Origin of the sequence: Moritella marina ATCC 15381 (genome assembly GCF_008931805.1) — a bacterium.
In the GTDB taxonomy this organism is placed as follows: domain Bacteria; phylum Pseudomonadota; class Gammaproteobacteria; order Enterobacterales; family Moritellaceae; genus Moritella; species Moritella marina.
This window is the reverse complement of record NZ_CP044399.1, coordinates 2,945,599-2,963,234: the sequence shown is the minus strand read 5'-3', so window position 1 is coordinate 2,963,234 and position 17,636 is coordinate 2,945,599. Positions and strand designations below refer to the sequence as shown.

Below are 17,636 nucleotides of genomic sequence, written 5' to 3'. Positions count from 1 at the left end.
ATATCTATATTGGATGTACAAAAAAATGATTTTAAACGTTGGTGATATCGAGTGATGGCTAAAATAAGTTTAAGTAATATGATGCGTAAATCATTATATAGTTTATCTGAAAATATTTACTTAGGTGGGTTGTGTAATATTTTTGTAATGTTATTACCTATCCCGGTTATATCTGCGATACTTGATGGTTTAGCGTCATTATTTGATATGGCGAATTCTTACTTATTAAGTCATTTTTTCAAGACGGCTTCAGACGTTTTACGCATGCTCTATCCGATGTTATTATTAACATATTTTTCTCTATTTCTGTCTCAAAAAGAAAATATCTCTCGAGTATTGGTGATGACAGCTTCTTTCGCAATAGTGTTTATGATATGTGCTTCGACAAACTCTCTGACTGTAGGCGGTAATAGACCAATTAATTTGAACATACCGTTTTTAATTTTGGTATTAATTCCAATTTTAGTGTCTAAGTTAATTTTCTATATTGAAAGTAAAGAGTGGATTATACGAACTGAATTACCTAATGTCGTAGAGGAGTCGTTAAACCTTATAATAATAACTTTTCTCGTTATTGTTATTATTGGATTTCCAGTATTTTATTTATCAAATTTAATGATGTCTGCAACAGAAAATTGGTTTTTAGATTATAATATACATCCATTATTTGATGCGCTTATATTAGAAACAACTCGGAATCTACTTTGGTTTATTGGCATGAATGGCCATGCTGTAATTTCTAGTTATTCATTAGATTTTGATTGTAGTAATGTGGTTAATATAGTAGAGCTTAAATGTCATTCTGAGAATATTATAAATAGTATGTTTTTGACTACTTATGCCTCGATCGGTGGTGCTGGTAACTCGTTGAGTTTAGTTCTTTGCATGTTGCTTGCAAAAAGCAAAGGCTATTCTCGCCTTGGAATTGTGGCCTTGACGTTTAGTGTTTTTAATATTAATGAATTAGTTATATATGGTTTGCCTGTTATGTTTAACCCCATTTTAATTATTCCCTTTATTATGGTGCCAGTATTGTCTTTGTCCCTTGCCTATTTAGTGACGACATTAGGCTTTGTTGCTCCTATTACTATCCCTATTAGCTGGATGACTCCGACATTATACAGTGGTTATTTATCCACAGATGGTGATATTAATGCTGTAGTGCTACAAGTGGTAATTATTATTATTGGTTTTTTAATTTACGCGCCATTTTTCCGTCGTATAGACAGTATGACAATAGAAAATGGTTTGTTTTCAAAATCGCTGTCTAATAAATATTTTAATTATCAGAAGCTTAACGAAAGTAATCCTATTGGCGGAGTATTACCTGCAATGAATCAGAATCTGCTAGCGCAGGATCGTATAAATAAGTTGCAAGGTAGTGGTAGTTTTGTATTATTTTTTCAACCTCAATATGATATGAAAAATAAAAAAATAATATCTATCGAAGCCTTAATTCGTCATCAAGATCATAAGGGTAAAATAAGCCCCCCGACATTTATCGATGATTTTCATAAAGTGGGATTAGCATCAGATTTAGACTTTTGGGTACTGCATCGAGCGTTAGCTGAAACTGCGCCGTTCATTAAAGAATTTGGTATTACAGTCTCTATTAATGTGTCGCCAGAGACTTTCATTAAGGCAGGCTTTTTTAATATTGTTAAAAGTGAAATTGAAAAAATAAATGTACCATTTTCGAGTATCATATTAGAGATAACCGAAGGTGTATTGATCAAAGATGAGTTCAATACGGCGAGCACGATCCTAAAGTTTAGAGGGTTAGGGGTTAAAATTGCGTTAGATGATTTTGGTTCCGGTTATTCGTCACTCGGTTATTTATCAAAGTACGAGTTTGATATCGTCAAGATAGACCGAACATTGACAATGAATACACATAATAAGATTGGTGAAGAGCTATTTTTACTCACTTGTAAGATTGTCAGGGTACTCGGGGCAAAGATCGTGGTCGAGGGAGTTGAAACACTGCGTGAAGTTGAGCTAATGGAAAAGGAAAATATCCCAACAGTACAAGGGTTCTTTTTTGCTAAGCCAAAACCGATAGAAGATATTATCTTTTTAAATAATGTCCAATTTTAGATTCGGATATGTAATGAAATTTATTATTCTATTATTAGTATTTTTTATAACGCCCAATAAAGCTTTTGCTAAAAAATATCATGTCGGTTTCATTGAAAGTGACGTGATAAGTGCCTTTGTCTTTCGGAATATAGCAGATGAATTGTCGATTGATTTTGAATATCATTACTATGACAATCTTGATGAGTTATTGTCTTTATTGGATAAAGGATATTTAGATTTTTCGAGCGATCTAGCTTATACCGTTGAAAGAGAATCATTTTTGGACTTCAGTGCACCCGTCCATATTGATCCATCGTATATTTTTACAAGACATAAGTTTAGCAAATCACATATCCATCGGATCTTAACACCTAAGGGATCAGGCTATGAGAGCCTTATTCGGCAGCAATTATCTGGCATGTACTTTGAGGAGTATGATGATTCTGATTCCGTGTTTAGCTCTCTTGACAATGATGAGTTTGATGCTGTCATTGGTAGCGTCACAATGCTTGAGAATGCGCTTGACCAGGATTTTAAAGCTGAGCGTATATCCACTGTTTTTGATATATCACCGGTTTCAATTGCGACGAAAAAGGGACGAAATCCTGCGCTAATGAAAGTAATTAATCGCTTTCTTAGTAAGAATTTTTTGCAGAATCATGTCACGAAAATAATGAATACTAATGAGCGTAATACCAGAATTATATCACTACGTAAAAAGCTTATACTTAGCGACGTCGATGCTAATAATCCAATTATATTTAAAGTTGAAGACCTAGAAAAAGATGGCAATGCGCCAGTTAATGGTTTGAGTCTTTCTATTGTTAAAAGTGCATGCTCTATCTTAGGGCTAAATTGTCAATTAGTGAACTGTATTGATGAAGAGTGGGAGGATATTTATAACGCACTCGATAAAAAATCAATTGATATGATTACGGCTATGGTTATTTCTGAACAACGTAAAGAGCAATTTTATTTTAGTGATCCCTATTATCAACTCAAACTGTTGTTTGTCAGTCGTCTTGGCTATAAAACCAATCAATATCATCGCTTATCTGAATTAGTCGGTGAACGGATTGGTGTTATTAGCGGGGATTACTTTGATGACTTTATTACACAACGTTTACCGAAAAAACGAATTAACCGATTTAGTAACCAAAATGAAATGCTGGATGCGTTACTTAACGGAGACGTTGATTATATACCGCTAGGTGAAACTAATTTTAATAAGTTGATGAGAAATAAAGATAATTTATTACCTTTATCACATGTTAAATCTATTTCGACTGATATTAATATGGGTATCGCGATTGCTTTTCAATTTAATACGTTAGGTGAACATTATGCAAGGTTGTTTTCAGCAGCGCTACCTCTAGTCGATGTCGAGAGTATTATCAATCTCTACGGGGTACAACCGGACTGGAAGTCTGCTCTGCTCGCTGAAATAAAATACATACGGTTTACTCTGTTATCTTTTGCTGGTGTGGTTATATTACTGCTGTTATTTATCTATTCTCTCTATATTCAAACATCGACAGATTTATTGTCTAAATTAGGTAATCGGCGAGCGCTGGTTCAACGGTTTAAATCCGGTGTTAAAAGTGAATATGTTTTTGTTTATATGGATATTAATAATTTCAAACGGATTAATGATTATTATGGTCATCACGTCGGAGATAAAGTGTTGGTCGCACTAGCTCGAAATATTCAATGTTATTGGCCCGGTAAAGCATACCGTATCGGCGGCGATGAATTTGTTCTTACGTTTAATAAAATGCAAGCAGATGTAACAAACTCATTTCAACACTTACAGCGCTTTAGTTTTACGATTAAAGAGACAGGAGAAACGCTCGATGTTTCGCTTTCTTTAGGTATTTCATTAAGTCGTAATGAGTGCGTATCACTGGAAGATTTATTACGTGATATAGATAAAAAAATGTATCGAGATAAAAAGACTAATCGCGCATTAATCAGTGCTTAATTCCAGATTCAAAGCCTTACAACAGCCTTATATTTTGGTATGTTTAAGCTAGCCTTTATCAGTTCATTTTTAAGCATTTCGTTAAGTCCAACTTTTAGTTAATAAAGCGTGACATCGAACTTGGTGTCGCGCTTTTTTATGTTTGCTTAAAAAATCCAGCTATTATTAATAACACAGAAAAATAATTAAATATGACTTAATTATTTTTGACTTAAACGTATGTAACTAAATATTTTATGGGGCATACTATGGCCAATATCTAACAGGGAATGGAAACGTTTAACAGAGAGAGAAGATGGATTTTACTGCTGCTAAGAGGCACACGGCTTTACGCTTATTGGTTATGGTTCAGGGCATTTACGCAGTGGTTTGTGTTACGTCGAATATAATCATACTAGTACTGCTCAACAATTTATTTTAGAAACTACGGGTTGTTAATGTGAGAAAGGCTGGATATGTAATGAAACAGAGATGCACTTGGTGCGGAGACGATCCGCTGTACGTACGCTATCACGATGAAGAGTGGGGCGTCCCAGTTCATGACGAGCAACGTTTATTTGAATTTTTAATCTTAGAAGGCGCGCAAGCAGGACTCAGTTGGATCACGATATTAAGAAAGCGTGAAAATTACCGTGCTGCCTTACACCAATTCGATTATAAGCTCATTGCTAATTACAGCGAGGATGATGTTAACCGCTTACTTGAAAATGAAGGCATAGTGCGTAATAAGCTGAAAATTCGCTCTGTGATCAAAAATGCCCAAGGTTTTTTAAATATTCAAGCCGAGTTTGGTTCTTTTGATACGTATATCTGGGGTTTTGTTAACGGGGTTACTTTACAAAATTACTTGCCTTCACTGGCTGCTACGCCGGCTAAAACAGACATCTCAGAAGCGATGAGTAAGGATTTAAAAAAACGTGGCTTTAACTTTGTCGGGCCGACGATTTGTTATGCCTTTATGCAAGCAACCGGTATGGTTAACGATCACACCACCGACTGCTTCCGTCATCAACAAATACCGATTTAATTGATTTAGCTATTATTGATTACTTACTTATTAATTAATTCAGACTTCCCGGCAAACATCGCTAAACTAACCCAGATAAGACTTGTCGCGGCTGCGAGTATTAATGCCATATCCCAGCTGTTTGTTGCTTCATGCAGTGAACCAAAAATAATAGGGCTGGTTGCGGCAAATAAATAACCGATACATTGTGCCATACCTGATAATGAGGCGGCTTGATGGGCGTTGTGAGTACGTAGGCCGACAAAAGAGAGCCCAAGAATAAAACCACCACCACAGCTAAAGCCGAGTAATGTGACCCAAATTACCGCGTATTGATGCAGCATCAATAAACCTGTGATACCAATGAAAGCTAATATTGTCATCGCTAAACCTAAGGTGCGCTTGTCTTTTACTTTCGCCATTAATGGGATCAAAATAACCGCAGGTGCTGCTGATGCCAATTGTAAAACGCCGTGGATGTAACCTGCATCGTGTTCTGAATAACCATAGCTGACCAAAATACTAGGCAACCAGGCAATGAAGGCATACATGATAAATGAATTGAAGGCTAAGAATCCAGACACCTGCCACGCGGCTTTGTTGCGCCACATATAGCTGTGACTATCAATATTTGGCGTATCGACGGCTGGTTTGGTGTGGTTACTTAGCTGTGGTAACCAAATTAACATAGTGATAATTGGCAAGATAATAGTACCCGCCAGTGCAAATGCCCAGTTGGGGATAAAAGTGACATTTAGGTTATTAGCGACGTTCAGCATGGGTATGGTGGTGCTGGCACTGAGTGTTGCACCTACGCCCATGGTCAGCACATAAATCGCGGTTAACGTCGGACCTTGATTCGGAAAGTCGCGCTTTAATAAACTCGGTAGCAATACATTACCAATCGCAATACCGATGCCGATAACACACGTGCCTAGGTACAAGGTGAGGCTTGAGCCTGTTGAACGCAGAAGGATACCGCTAGTGATGGCAATAAGGGCAATCATAAGTGATGGTTCAAGTCCTATTCGTCGGGCTAATGCTGACGATATAGGTGAGAATATGGCAAAAGCGAGCAGGGGTAATGTGGTTAGCATACCGGCTTGTGTCGCTGATAAATTGAGGTTGTTAGAGATAAAATCTAAGATTGGCCCTATACCGGTAATGGGGCCACGTAAGTTACTGGCGATGAGTAAAATACTGATAATCAGCAGGATTGGGTGAGCAATATTCGGTTTGTTATTTTGTGTCATGACTAAGTCCTCTTAAGCGATGTCTTATATTACCCATTCCCAATCAATCTGAATTTATGTATATTGACAATTTATTGCTAAAAACAGCCATTGTGAAACTACCTCACTATGCAATTAGGCCACTATGCAACTACCTCAGTATAAAATAGGTTTCGATTCGGACAGATATACCGAAAGTGTCAATGCACTGCGAACATCGGGTCTGGAAAGAGCTTATGAAATGCCAGTCCATCAACATGTTAAATGTCAGTTAGTGATGCCCCTTACCGGTTTTGTACGCTGTTCAATTGCCGATGCAATCTGGATGGTACCTGCAAATTGTGCCGTTTGGATCCCAAGCCAAGTACCACACAGTAATCATATTTCTATCAGTGATGATGTATGCATGTTATTTGTCGATCCTGAAGTGGTGGGGATCCCTGATAAAATCTGTACCTTGTCTATTTCGCCATTATTACGTGAGTTAATTATTAGTTTGGCGAGTAAAGATCAGCATTACGGTGCGGATGTAAATACGGTGCGGTTAGCGCAAGTATTAATTGATGAGCTTATTTGCATGCCTAAAGAACATTTTGATTTTCCGATACCGGCAGAACCGAGGCTTAATCAGATTGCTAATCAGTTATTAGTGGATCCTGCAGACCGGAAAACCGTCGGGGAGTGGGCGGCGCTGTATGCTATGAGCGAAAGGACATTCTCCCGCTTAGTAAAGCAAGAAGTCGGCATGACATTTGGGCGTTGGCGTGGGCAACTTCATTTGGTGATGGCATTGCAAAAATTGTCATCAAATGAGTCGGTGCAACGTATATCCGAAGATTTAGGGTATGAATCGGTGAGTGCGTTTATTACTTTCTTTAAAAAGACCTTAGGGAAACCGCCAAAGCAATACATGAAACAGCCAATTTAAATAATTTAAACTAGCTGTTGCGATTATTACGGTGATGTTTCGCTATTTATTAAAAACTAAGTTGATATTTACTGGCACTGTGTCTGATAGCGCAAGGCCACCAACGGTCGCAGCTAACTTAGTTAGATTTGCTGCGGGGATCGAAAAATCACCGGCTTTAACGATAACTGACTTATACGAATTGACGATAATCGCGTCGGCAGTTTTAGTGATAATAACGGGAAAGTTAAATGTTTTTTTATGGCCATAGAAAGACACTTCTGCAGGCACTGTCATTTTTGAAACCGGTTGGGTTAGTGCGCTTAAATCAAACTGTCCGCTAACCATAATGACTGGGTTTTCAGACGAATCAAAGAACAATGAATTAAGACGTTCATTACGGATGGATACACCCGTGTCTATGTTTTTGATTGGTGCGATAACGGCAAATCTACCTTGCTCATCTAAGCTGCCTGTTAGTCCACTAATCGTTGCAGGTTCAACAACATATTGTTTTTTAATCGTCGCAAAGCTGATCGATGAAAAATCGGTGGTCAGGTTGAATTTTTCTGTAGCGAATGATTGAAATGACAATAAAGCCAGTGATAAAAGAAGTGTCTTTTTCATGTTTATTTTCCTTAATTAACGTTGTTTTAAATATAGCTTATATTGTTCACGAGCTTATCACGTCTTTATCACATTTATGATTAACACTTGTTATTATATGTGCGGGTAATTTTTCTTTATTGACTAAACCAGTATGGCTATCAAGTAGTTTTGTTAACTTTGGCGAGATGATATTTTCACAAAATGGCCGCTGTGGGTCGCTGTAGTAATAATTTTGCATGCTTTCGTCTGACGGTTTAAATTGGTTGAATTTATAGGCTCGGGTAATGAGAGGTAGTTCAAATTCATTTTGTAGTAAGGCTAAATTATGTTTTATTTCGGTGACTTGATAAGGTTCCATAGCATAAACAGCACTGCGGTATTTGTCCCGCATAGAGTGTACTTTGGTGCAGCTGTGAGTATGTAAATGAATGGCGATTAAATTTTTCAAACTGATCACGTCAGGGATATAACTCACGATAATACCTTCGGTAAACCAATCATCGTCAGCAAACGAAGATAGCCAACCTTGTTCTACTTTAGTTACCCCATGGAGTGATAAAAAGATCGCTTCGGTACACCAATAGCAGCTACCACTTAAGCCAATTTTTTTGCCTTTATGCTGTCGTTTATGATTACTGGTACTGTTTGTTGCTGCATTCGCCATTATACGTCCCTGTATTAATTTTTAGCTGTACCTGATATTGAATTGAGTACTGCTGCATCTGTTAAATTGATTTAATTATGGCTTATATAAATATGGAATCACGTGATTTCGTTAATTATTTTTAAATAACGCTAAAACATTATTCACGTTATGATAGCGAGTTGATGATCTTGCATGGTGTGTGTCCTTTGAATAACTATAAATTATTACCGGCGTTAATTTCAATATTACAAACTCGTAATTTGACCGAGTCTGCGCGACAGCTTAATGTCACGCAGTCGGCAATCAGTAAAACACTCACACAAATTCGCGCTGCGTTTCATGACAAGATAGTAATCCGAGAGGGAAATCAATTTGTATTAACGCGTAAGGGTGAGGAATTAAAAGCGCAGTTACCGTTATTAATGCAAACCTTGGATAATTTATATTTGCCCAGTGTGATGGATCCCAGCCTTTGCCAACGCCAGTTTACCTTGGCCTCAAGTGATTATGTTGCGCAAGCGATCTTGCCATCGATATGTTGTGAGTTAGCTGTCGATGGGAAAGATGCCAGTGTAGAATATCAGCTTTGGCATAAAGATAAGTTAACAGAACTCGCAGACATGCCGTTGGATCTCGTTAGTACTATCACTGATCATGTACCGGAAAACTTACACGGTAAAAGTCTTGGTGAAGATCAATTGATCGTAGTTTGCCGCCGCCAGCATCCTTTGTGTCAGGCTGATGCGCTCTCAATTAAGGAATATATTAATGCCAAGCACTTACTGATCAGCGGTGGTGGCGATAAAGATAGCCCGGTGGATCTAGCGTTATCAGGATTTGGCGAACAACGTAAGATTTTTGCATCGGTACCGTTTTTTCAGTCGGCGATCGAATTGTTATTAAAGACCGATACCTTGCTGACAACCCCGTTACATATTGCTGCTGATTTTGCGCAAACCCACGATCTGCGGATCATGGCGCTGCCGATCAAGTTACAACCACAGCAGTATTACTTGTTGTGGCATGCTAAACATCATCAAGATCCAGAACATACTTGGTTTAGAGAGTTGTGCTATCCATTTTTAAAAAATCATCTTGAGAGAACTAAAACACTAGGTATGAAATTACTTCATGATTGTTAGTATTAAATGCAACTTCCTCTCATGCTTAAGCTGGCTTATTATGACAACAGATAAACGTATTGAGCTGAATTAACAATTAACAACTTATAAATAATAAATAACAGTAGAGGTTGAGTATGGAATTAACTGCATGGATGTCTTTGGCGCTGATTTGTATGATGGGTGCGATGACTCCAGGTCCAAGTTTGGCAGTGGTATTAAAACATACGATCTCGGGTGGGCGAGTTAACGGTGTCGCGGCGAGTATTGCCCACGGTGTTGGTGTTGGTGTGTATGCGACGTTAACAGTGGTTGGTTTGGCCATCGTGATCCAGCAAACGCCGTGGTTATTCAATGTGATTAAATATGCTGGTGTAGCGATGTTATTACGTTTGGCTTATAAAGCGTTAACCTCAAAACCTGCGGTGGATAATGTTGATCAGCAACAACAAGTGGTGACCTTCAAAGACAGTATCGTTGAAGGTTTTATGATTGCATTTTTGAATCCTAAATTAGCCATTTTCTTTTTAGCTGTATTTGGTCAATTTGTTGAAGCAGATGCGGGGTGGTTACAAAACCTGATCATGGTTGGCACGGTATTTACGTTTGATACTTTGTGGTATTGCTTGATTGCGGTGGTGTTATCACAGTCGTCGTTATTAGCTAAATTAAAGAATAATGTGCACAAGATTGATAAAGTAACGGGCGTGGTATTACTGGCCGTTGCCGCACGAGTCGCGATCTAGACTTTTATAGAAATATAGAAATATAGAAATATAGAAATATAGAAATATAGAAATATAGAAATATAGAAATATAGAAAATAAAAGCACCACAACTGACGAGTAGATCACAGTCGTTGTGGTGCTTTTTTAGTATTCAGGGATTACGATTTAAACAGAGTGTACGATTACGCTGTTAACGTGATCTTACCTACTGCTTTGCCTGACCCTAGGTGATCGTGTGCTTGTGCTACTTCCCAGATAGAGAAGTTACTGTCGTCAATGATTGGCGTGATCTTACCTGCATCAACAAGCGTTGCAATTTCAGTTAAGATACGGCCGTGTGATTCGTGGTTAATGCCGTGACATAACGGGATCAACATTAATACACTGTGGAATGACAAGCTTTTAAGTGCCACTTGTAATACATTTTCAATCGGTAGAATTGTAGCTACGTGACCGTTATATTTCGCTGCTTCAAATGATTTTTGAATATTATCGCCAGCCACTGTATCAAAGATCTTATCAAAACCACTACCGCCAGTGTGCGCTTGCACATAGTCAGCTACTGTTGCCGTAGTGAAATCAACTAAGTTATCTGCACCCAGTGTTTTCGCTAGTTCAGCATTCGCTGGAGAGTGCGTTGACGTTACTGTTGCGCCAAGTACTTTTGCAAGTTGTACTGCGATGTGACCAACGCCACCTGTAGCGCCATGAATAAGTACATTGTCACCAGCTTGCACATTCATTTTATGTACGAGTGCTTCATATGATGTGATAGCAACCAGTGGTAATGCCGCCGCTTGTTTCATGGTTAGTGTTTTAGGCTTTAATGCCATTAGACGGGCATCAACTAACATGAATTCTGCTAGTGCACCGTCAACGCCATTAATACCGCCTGCCATGCCGTAAACTTCGTCGCCAACATTGAAGCTTGCAACGTCTTCACTTACTTCAACAACGATACCAGCAACATCACCGTGTAATACTTCAGGTAAGTTAGCAGACCAAGGTAGTTCAATTGAACGCAGCATAGTATCGAGTGGGTTAACACTTGTTGCTTTAACTTCAACAACCATGTGACCTGATTTTAATGTTGGTTTTGCTTTTTCTACTAATTGAAAAACGTCGCTTGCACCGATTTCTTTAATGATCATTGCTTTCATGGTTACTGCCTTTTGATGTAATTATTGGGACTTGCTTAACAAGATGGAGCTATTCTATGTTTTGTACAGTCAACCAACAATTACCCAGCAAGCAAACTACCTTTGCTTTTTAGGCAAAGGTTAGGTGTGTTATTATTTACAAGGCACTAACTTTTTAGCGGATTTCATCGGTGAGCGGTTAGACACATGCCTTAATGCAAAGACCAAGGCGACCATCAAAGTTTGTATGATAGACGTTGCGCCTAATACCATCCACCATCCACCGACTTGCCAGCAATAAATAAGAATAAAGCCACCGACACTACCGCCAGAATAATACATCACCAGGTATAGCGCGGTTGCCGTTGATTTACCTTGTGTGGCACTGCGGCCAATGTGGCTGTAAGCAAGTGCATGAATAAAGAATGCCCCTGCGCTTAATACCAGTAAACCAATAATGATGGTTAGCATTGTTTGCGCTGATAAGATCATCAGCCCAAGCAGACTAATACCGATACCGAGTAATAAGCCGCTGAATAAGGAATGGTTGTACATCCAACGACCGCTTAATTTGGCGGATAAAGTGCCACTGAGGTAACACAAGAACACCAATGATAATAAACTGGCAGGTAAGGAAATAGGCGCTGCAGATAGCTTAAATCCCATCACTGAAAATATATTAATGAATACCGAAAAGTTCAGCCCACCAATCAACATGGCAAAAAATAGTGTTGGTGTGTTGATATGCTTAAGCAGTTGTTTGCCGTGATGAGATAGGCGTCCTTGTTGGGCGACAAAGTGACGTTGTTTTAATATCAACGGGAAGATGATCAGCAGCGCGATAACACTGAGTATCGACATTGCAAGAATGGTCCATTGTAGTCCGATTGCATCTGTCATTACCCCGCCATATATACGGCCAATAATACCGCCTAGCGTGTTGGCGCTAATATAACCTCCAACCGCGATAATCAGTGCCGCAGGTGCCAATTCTTCAGCCATATAAGCTACAGCGACAGCAATGAACCCTGCCAGTGCGACACCGAGTAACGCCCGCAATATAATTAAGGTTTGTAAGTCTGGACTGATAAACATCAAAAAATTGATACAGGGAATAAGCACTAAACTGCAACGCATGATGGGGCGGCGGCCTATCACTTCAGACAAGATTGCCCAAGGTAATAGTGATACTGCGACGGCTAAAGTCGTGCTAGAGAATAACCAATTAACTTGTAATTCAGTGGCGTTAAACTTAACCATGAAATAGGGCAGTAATGGTTGGAAATAATATAAATTGCAAAACACCAGAAATGAACCGAGCCCAAGTCCTAGTGTGACTTTTTTATAATCTTGCGAATGCAGTGCAATCATTTATCCATCCAGCTGATGCTAAGGTATTAACTAAGGTAATAACTAAGGTAATAACTAAGGTATTAATGAGGGTAATAGCATGATCATCTTTATTGAGCTCACGCGGTACTAATAATGCTTATAGAGTAGAGGAGTAATGCTAATATGAAAAATATATAAATATCATGGAAGGTATCTATTTTAGTTATGCTTAATTCTAAAATACTACATTATTTTGCCACTATTGTTACACAGGGCAGTTATACCAAGGCGGCCGAGCATCTGGGTATCGCCCAATCAGCGCTGAGTATTGCCATGCGTAAATTTGAAGAGCAGCTTGGTATGCCGCTATTGATCCGTAGCAGTAAGGGCGTCGTTGTCACCAAAGAAGGTGAAGTACTGCTAGTTCACAGCAAGGATATTCTTGCTCGTATCCATGATGCTGAAACGGCGTTAAATGATTTACGTGGTTTAGAACAAGGCGAAGTCAGTATTGGTATTCCTGGCATGATGGGGTCGTATTTCTTTCCTGAAATACTCATGGCTTTTAAATTTAAATACCCAAATTTAAAATTGAGCATTATGGAAGGTGGCACCCAAACCATTAAAGAAAAGCTACTTTCGGGTGAGTTAGATTTAGGCGTGATCGTCGATGATCATCTGCCGGATAGTTTACAAGTCCAACGTTTTGTACGTCCACAAATGGTCGCCGCTGTGGGTAAAAATCATGCCTTAGCAGGTGCCAAATCGGTGACTTATGCTAATTTTTTTACCCATGAATTAGTGATGTTTAAAGCCGGTTATTTTCATCGTGAAGTTATTGATGGTTTGTGCGAAGCCAATAATATGACAGTGAACTACTCTTTTGAAACCAACCTGATCACGATGATCTTGAATATCGTCAAGAATGAATTTGCTATTACTGCACTGTTAGAGTTAGTCACAGATCAAGAAGCAGATGTAATGGGGATCCCGTTTGATCCGCCTATCTATTTGGATCTGGCGCTAGCATGGCGTAAAGATGGTTATTTGTCTCTCGCTAACAGGCGCTTTGTTGAGTTTACCTTGGCGCAAGTGAATAAATAGTAAAATGGCTTTGAGCTAATATTGCTTCAAATAAATGAGCAATATTGTACTATTAAATAATGCTCCAATACGATAAGAAGCAAGATGCCTAAAATAAGCAAAGAGAAAGCTGAATTTAAAATTGTAGATGCTTTTAACGGATTAGAAATTGTCGATGCTGATTATCAAGAACAGACATTTTCAAAACATGTCCATGAAGGTTATACAATAGGTGTGATTGATAAAGGGGCACAACGTTTTTATCGCAGTGGCAATACACATATAGCGGATGAAGACTCGATGATTCTAGTGAATGCTGATGATGTTCATACTGGCGAGTCTGCGACACTGGGAGGTTGGCGTTATCGCGCTATGTATCCGCATCCCTCACATTTTGAGAGCATTACTCATGATCTCTATGATGGTAAATTACATGCGCCTTATTTTAGTAATGCGGTGATCAAAGATCCTCAATTATCAGAACAACTAAGATTACTCTTTGCTCAAATCGATAGTCATGCTTCGAAATTACTCATTGAGACAATTTTGTATAGCATCATGATGAATATGACCCTGCGTCATTCATCAACAAGAGATATACCTTGTGATCTTTCTGGCAGTAAGCAGAGGCTGTTATTAGTTAAAGAGTATCTTGATGCATATCCTCAAGAAGATGTATCACTGGTAACGCTATCTACGATGGCTGGGTTAAGTCAATTTCATTTTATCCGTCAATTTAAAAAACAGTTTCATATGGCTCCCCACAGTTACCAGATTCAAGTTCGACTAAAGAAAGCTAAAGCATTATTAATGTTAGGTATTAAACCAGTTGAAGTTGCTATAGATTGTGGTTTTCATGATCAGAGTCACTTTAATCGCCATTTTAAAAGATCGATGGGAACATCACCGAGTAAATTTCAAAAACAAGCAGTTTTGTACAAGATGATATAGTTTTTTCATTCTAAGCTACTTCTAAATTTTGAAGGGGTTTATTTATGTTAAATGGAACTGATGTTGTTGCTAGCTCAAGAACAAACGATGTGAGAACAATGAGTAGTGCGGTAATCGATATTATGCCGTTAGCATTGGCGACTGTACCGTGGGGGATTTTGTGCGGTTCATTAGCAATTAAAATTGGACTCACCGCTATTCAGGCTCAACTGATGTCGCTATTGGTTTTTGCTGGGGCAGCACAACTTGCTAGCATTACGATAATGGGCGCAACGGGTGCAATTTCATCTATTTTTTCATCTACGTTTGTGATCAGTTCGCGCCACCTTTTATATTCAGCGGTGTTCAGAGAACATGTTCGGCAGCGTTCTTTTTTATCTCGAATTTGTATTGCATTTTTCCTAACGGATGAAATGTTTGCTGTCACTTGTGCTTACATTGAGAAGCATAGGGTTTTCTCTGCGTTATATGCGTTAAGTGCGGGAATTACGTTTTATGTCATTTGGAATTTATCCACTTTCGCTGGTATTGTTGCGGGTCAATACATACCAAACCTAGAACATATGGGGTTAGAGTTTGCGATAGCGGCGACTTTTATTGCCATCGTTATTCCCACCATTAAAGATGTTTCAATATTGATTTCTGCCGTCGTGAGTGGTTTTAGCGTCTTATTATTCTCAATTTACATACCTGACTATGCGTTGATAGTGGCTACTTTTTGTGGGATGTTAGCGGGCTATTTAAATCCGATGAAGGAGTATGATAATGGATAATTTTTGGTTGGTTTTAGCTGTGATGACATGTATTACTTTTTCATGTCGCTATTTGTTTTTATCGCGAACTATTTCATTTGAATTAAATCCGAAAATTAAGCGTGTTTTAAGTTTTACCGCTCCTGCGGTATTAACTGCAATGTGGATGCCGATTGTATTCCTGGGGCATACCGCTAGTGATGTCGCATTTTTCAATAGCCCTTTCTTGTATGCAGGTTTATTTACCGTGTTATTAAGTTTGAAAATGAAAAATACTTTAGCTGTGGTATTTCTGGGAATGTCTGCTTTTGTAATTTTTAGGATTATCTTATAGATATATCGCCTTAAATGTTTTATATATTATAGGATTACAAATATGTAGTAGAGGTAAGGATATGTTAATAACCACAGAGCGTTTAACGATGCGTCAAATTACCGAGTCTGATTGGCCGCTATTTTTACGTTTAAATACAGAGCCCTGTGTCATCGAAAAATGTTTTGATCAACCTTGTGTTGAGGATGTTCGCGCTAGATTTGCTTCACGTTTACCACGCTGGTCGGTGACGTCTGGTGCTTGGCTGTGTTTGGTTATCACTGATCGTGAGACTAATCAGGCGGTAGGAATCACGGGTTTTGATTATGATGGTCGATCTGCAGAAGTGGGTTATCTGTTATTACCGGAATATTTTGGCCTGGGCTATGCGACTGAATCATTACAGGGCGTTATCGCTTGGGCAACGCGGGTACATTTGATCTCGGCATTTCAAGGTATTGTGACAGAGGGGAATGTTGATTCAGAAAAGGTATTGGCTAAGTGCGGCTTTAAGTTACACGAGGTGATCGCGGATGCTTATTGTATCGGTGGGGTATTATACGCGGACCGGATTTATAAGCTGAATACCTGATGACTCGATTAATGAGTTAAAGGCATTCAGCTATGGATTATCGCTAAGCGGCTTGTGTGTGTTCTACGGTATTGTCAGTGCTATTTATAGTGCTATCTGTAGCGCCATTTATAATGTCATCTATAACGTTAGCGCTTGACTGAATTGCTGGTGGATTCATTAACCATGGCGCTAAATTGTTTGCCATGGCAATTTCACTATCATCCAGCCACTGGTAGCGTTTCGTATACATTTTACGCTTGGTTTTCTTCAATGTGAGAGGATCTTTTCGGGGCGTAAATACCGGTAAGCCATAGAAGTAAGTGTCTATTTTAGTCGCTTCAAACTCGTCCCACAGACCATCATAATCGAAAGTAACAGAGCTACGTTTAGAGCCGATATAACGTAATGCTTGATAGATATGACCTTTATTGGAAATCGCTTTTACTTCATCCACGCCTAAAACCCGCGCCAGCATTAACGCCATTTCAACGAGTAATGATTTAGTGCGTAAACCGTGTAATGATTTGGTTAAGACTTTAATTAGAGCGTGACGATCTTCGATTGAATCACGCGGACCTTGCAGCATACCAATATGCATTGTTTTAGTTGTAGTACCGGAAATATTACAGGCTAAAGCATAGACACTTTGCTCTTTGTCATTCACTAAACGAATACCTAGGCCACCTTCACGGCTGGCTCCGCGGTATAGTTGTACACGATATGTGTCCCCGTTTAAGCTTTCAAAATCTAAAATGGTTATCCCTTTGCTGGAAATAATGGCATTTGAATTTTCACCAAAGGTATCATCAATATATTGATAATGTTCTGTTATATGCTTAATGCGTTCTGAGTTAGACCAGTTTACGCAAAGAAAAGGTTTTAAAGGTTTTTCTAGGATCTCGGGATTGTTGGCTAAAATTGGCTTTAAATTATCATTAGCAAACAAAGTGGTCATTGCTTCGATGGCTTTACCGTTAGTCGCAGCCCAAAAATAAAATCTCGCTTTCTTTTTTATTTTCTTCAGGCCTTTGCTTTTTGGGTAAATCAGGTCGGCTAGTTCAGAGAGATTAGTTTTAGACATCGATTTTTTGTTCCTAGTCAACCACCTCACAGCGGATGATTTATATGTATATTTAAAGTTTAAGTGCGTATTTTCATTGCTATATCATTTTATGACTACGCA

General features: G+C 38.7%; 17 protein-coding genes. 11 read left to right on the top strand and 6 right to left on the bottom strand.

Annotation, left to right across the window (positions count from 1 at the left end):
• Positions 1-54: 54 nt before the first annotated feature.
• The 3 genes from FR932_RS13245 to FR932_RS13235 all read left to right on the top strand — a co-directional run bounded on the left by FR932_RS13245 (position 55) and on the right by FR932_RS13235 (position 5,087).
• Entirely contained in the window at positions 55-2,097 is a 2,043-nt protein-coding gene (locus tag FR932_RS13245) for an EAL domain-containing protein (protein WP_019439588.1), read from the top strand.
• Between the two features lie 13 nt (positions 2,098-2,110).
• Positions 2,111-4,060 carry a GGDEF domain-containing protein gene (locus FR932_RS13240; protein ID WP_019439587.1) on the top strand — a complete coding sequence of 650 codons (1,950 nt, stop codon included), beginning with the start codon at positions 2,111-2,113 and terminating at the stop codon, positions 4,058-4,060.
• A gap of 460 nt (positions 4,061-4,520) precedes the next feature.
• Complete coding sequence (locus tag FR932_RS13235; protein ID WP_019439586.1) at positions 4,521-5,087, top strand: DNA-3-methyladenine glycosylase I; 567 nt, start codon at positions 4,521-4,523, stop codon at positions 5,085-5,087.
• 23 nt (positions 5,088-5,110) lie between these two features.
• Here the strand turns inward: FR932_RS13235 and FR932_RS13230 are convergent, their stop codons facing one another.
• Positions 5,111-6,319 (bottom strand): CynX/NimT family MFS transporter, encoded by a 1,209-nt coding sequence (locus FR932_RS13230; RefSeq protein ID WP_019439585.1) that lies wholly within the window; start codon positions 6,317-6,319, stop codon positions 5,111-5,113.
• 220 nt (positions 6,320-6,539) lie between these two features.
• Here FR932_RS13230 and FR932_RS13225 point away from each other — a divergent pair, with 220 nt between their 5' ends.
• Entirely contained in the window at positions 6,540-7,226 is a 687-nt protein-coding gene (locus FR932_RS13225; protein ID WP_019439584.1) for an AraC family transcriptional regulator, read from the top strand.
• A gap of 42 nt (positions 7,227-7,268) precedes the next feature.
• Here the strand turns inward: FR932_RS13225 and FR932_RS13220 are convergent, their stop codons facing one another.
• Together FR932_RS13220 and FR932_RS13215 are read right to left on the bottom strand one after the other, a co-directional pair.
• Complete coding sequence (locus FR932_RS13220; RefSeq protein ID WP_019439583.1) at positions 7,269-7,832, bottom strand: YceI family protein; 564 nt, start codon at positions 7,830-7,832, stop codon at positions 7,269-7,271.
• A 46-nt stretch (positions 7,833-7,878) separates the two neighbouring features.
• The gene (locus FR932_RS13215; protein WP_019439582.1) at positions 7,879-8,478 is read right to left on the bottom strand and encodes a peptide-methionine (S)-S-oxide reductase; all 600 of its coding nucleotides are present in this window, start codon (positions 8,476-8,478) and stop codon (positions 7,879-7,881) included.
• A gap of 179 nt (positions 8,479-8,657) precedes the next feature.
• Between FR932_RS13215 and FR932_RS13210 the strand changes: the two genes are divergently transcribed.
• Both FR932_RS13210 and FR932_RS13205 read left to right on the top strand, forming a co-directional pair.
• On the top strand, positions 8,658-9,602 hold the full coding sequence (locus FR932_RS13210; RefSeq protein ID WP_240532336.1) for a LysR family transcriptional regulator: 945 nt from the start codon (positions 8,658-8,660) through the stop codon (positions 9,600-9,602).
• 116 nt (positions 9,603-9,718) lie between these two features.
• Complete coding sequence (locus tag FR932_RS13205; protein ID WP_019439580.1) at positions 9,719-10,327, top strand: LysE family translocator; 609 nt, start codon at positions 9,719-9,721, stop codon at positions 10,325-10,327.
• Positions 10,328-10,491: 164 nt separating this feature from the next.
• On the opposite strand, the gene FR932_RS13200 is transcribed toward FR932_RS13205, so the two are convergent.
• Positions 10,492-11,469 carry a zinc-dependent alcohol dehydrogenase family protein gene (locus FR932_RS13200; RefSeq protein WP_019439579.1) on the bottom strand — a complete coding sequence of 326 codons (978 nt, stop codon included), beginning with the start codon at positions 11,467-11,469 and terminating at the stop codon, positions 10,492-10,494.
• A gap of 132 nt (positions 11,470-11,601) precedes the next feature.
• Entirely contained in the window at positions 11,602-12,819 is a 1,218-nt protein-coding gene (locus FR932_RS13195; RefSeq protein WP_019439578.1) for an MFS transporter, read from the bottom strand.
• Between the two features lie 186 nt (positions 12,820-13,005).
• Here FR932_RS13195 and FR932_RS13190 point away from each other — a divergent pair, with 186 nt between their 5' ends.
• The 5 genes from FR932_RS13190 to FR932_RS13170 all read left to right on the top strand — a co-directional run bounded on the left by FR932_RS13190 (position 13,006) and on the right by FR932_RS13170 (position 16,471).
• Positions 13,006-13,884: a LysR family transcriptional regulator gene (locus FR932_RS13190; protein WP_019439577.1), complete on the top strand. Its 879-nt coding sequence runs from the start codon at positions 13,006-13,008 to the stop codon at positions 13,882-13,884.
• An 84-nt stretch (positions 13,885-13,968) separates the two neighbouring features.
• The gene (locus FR932_RS13185; RefSeq protein ID WP_019439576.1) at positions 13,969-14,814 is read left to right on the top strand and encodes an AraC family transcriptional regulator; all 846 of its coding nucleotides are present in this window, start codon (positions 13,969-13,971) and stop codon (positions 14,812-14,814) included.
• A gap of 44 nt (positions 14,815-14,858) precedes the next feature.
• Positions 14,859-15,587 carry an AzlC family ABC transporter permease gene (locus tag FR932_RS13180; protein WP_019439575.1) on the top strand — a complete coding sequence of 243 codons (729 nt, stop codon included), beginning with the start codon at positions 14,859-14,861 and terminating at the stop codon, positions 15,585-15,587.
• The gene (locus FR932_RS13175; protein WP_019439574.1) at positions 15,580-15,900 is read left to right on the top strand and encodes an AzlD domain-containing protein; all 321 of its coding nucleotides are present in this window, start codon (positions 15,580-15,582) and stop codon (positions 15,898-15,900) included. Before FR932_RS13180 ends, FR932_RS13175 begins: the two co-directional genes overlap by 8 nt.
• Positions 15,901-15,961: 61 nt before the next feature.
• Complete coding sequence (locus FR932_RS13170; RefSeq protein WP_019439573.1) at positions 15,962-16,471, top strand: GNAT family N-acetyltransferase; 510 nt, start codon at positions 15,962-15,964, stop codon at positions 16,469-16,471.
• Between the two features lie 43 nt (positions 16,472-16,514).
• Here the strand turns inward: FR932_RS13170 and FR932_RS13165 are convergent, their stop codons facing one another.
• Entirely contained in the window at positions 16,515-17,534 is a 1,020-nt protein-coding gene (locus FR932_RS13165) for a VirK/YbjX family protein (RefSeq protein WP_019439572.1), read from the bottom strand.
• Between the last annotated feature and the right edge of the window lie 102 nt (positions 17,535-17,636).

Bases quoted from the DNA above. Each gene is read 5' to 3' on its own strand.
- FR932_RS13165 (WP_019439572.1), bottom strand. From the start codon at position 17,534: ATGTCTAAAACTAATCTCTCTGAACTAGCCGACCTGATTTACCCAAAA.
- FR932_RS13215 (WP_019439582.1), bottom strand. From the start codon at position 8,478: ATGGCGAATGCAGCAACAAACAGTACCAGTAATCATAAACGACAGCAT.
- FR932_RS13185 (WP_019439576.1), top strand. From the start codon at position 13,969: ATGCCTAAAATAAGCAAAGAGAAAGCTGAATTTAAAATTGTAGATGCT.
- FR932_RS13175 (WP_019439574.1), top strand. From the start codon at position 15,580: ATGGATAATTTTTGGTTGGTTTTAGCTGTGATGACATGTATTACTTTT.
- FR932_RS13220 (WP_019439583.1), bottom strand. From the start codon at position 7,832: ATGAAAAAGACACTTCTTTTATCACTGGCTTTATTGTCATTTCAATCA.
- FR932_RS13235 (WP_019439586.1), top strand. From the start codon at position 4,521: ATGAAACAGAGATGCACTTGGTGCGGAGACGATCCGCTGTACGTACGC.
- FR932_RS13180 (WP_019439575.1), top strand. From the start codon at position 14,859: ATGTTAAATGGAACTGATGTTGTTGCTAGCTCAAGAACAAACGATGTG.
- FR932_RS13245 (WP_019439588.1), top strand. From the start codon at position 55: ATGGCTAAAATAAGTTTAAGTAATATGATGCGTAAATCATTATATAGT.
- FR932_RS13205 (WP_019439580.1), top strand. From the start codon at position 9,719: ATGGAATTAACTGCATGGATGTCTTTGGCGCTGATTTGTATGATGGGT.
- FR932_RS13195 (WP_019439578.1), bottom strand. From the start codon at position 12,819: ATGATTGCACTGCATTCGCAAGATTATAAAAAAGTCACACTAGGACTT.
- FR932_RS13190 (WP_019439577.1), top strand. From the start codon at position 13,006: ATGCTTAATTCTAAAATACTACATTATTTTGCCACTATTGTTACACAG.
- FR932_RS13230 (WP_019439585.1), bottom strand. From the start codon at position 6,319: ATGACACAAAATAACAAACCGAATATTGCTCACCCAATCCTGCTGATT.
- FR932_RS13170 (WP_019439573.1), top strand. From the start codon at position 15,962: ATGTTAATAACCACAGAGCGTTTAACGATGCGTCAAATTACCGAGTCT.
- FR932_RS13200 (WP_019439579.1), bottom strand. From the start codon at position 11,469: ATGAAAGCAATGATCATTAAAGAAATCGGTGCAAGCGACGTTTTTCAA.
- FR932_RS13240 (WP_019439587.1), top strand. From the start codon at position 2,111: ATGAAATTTATTATTCTATTATTAGTATTTTTTATAACGCCCAATAAA.
- FR932_RS13225 (WP_019439584.1), top strand. From the start codon at position 6,540: ATGCCAGTCCATCAACATGTTAAATGTCAGTTAGTGATGCCCCTTACC.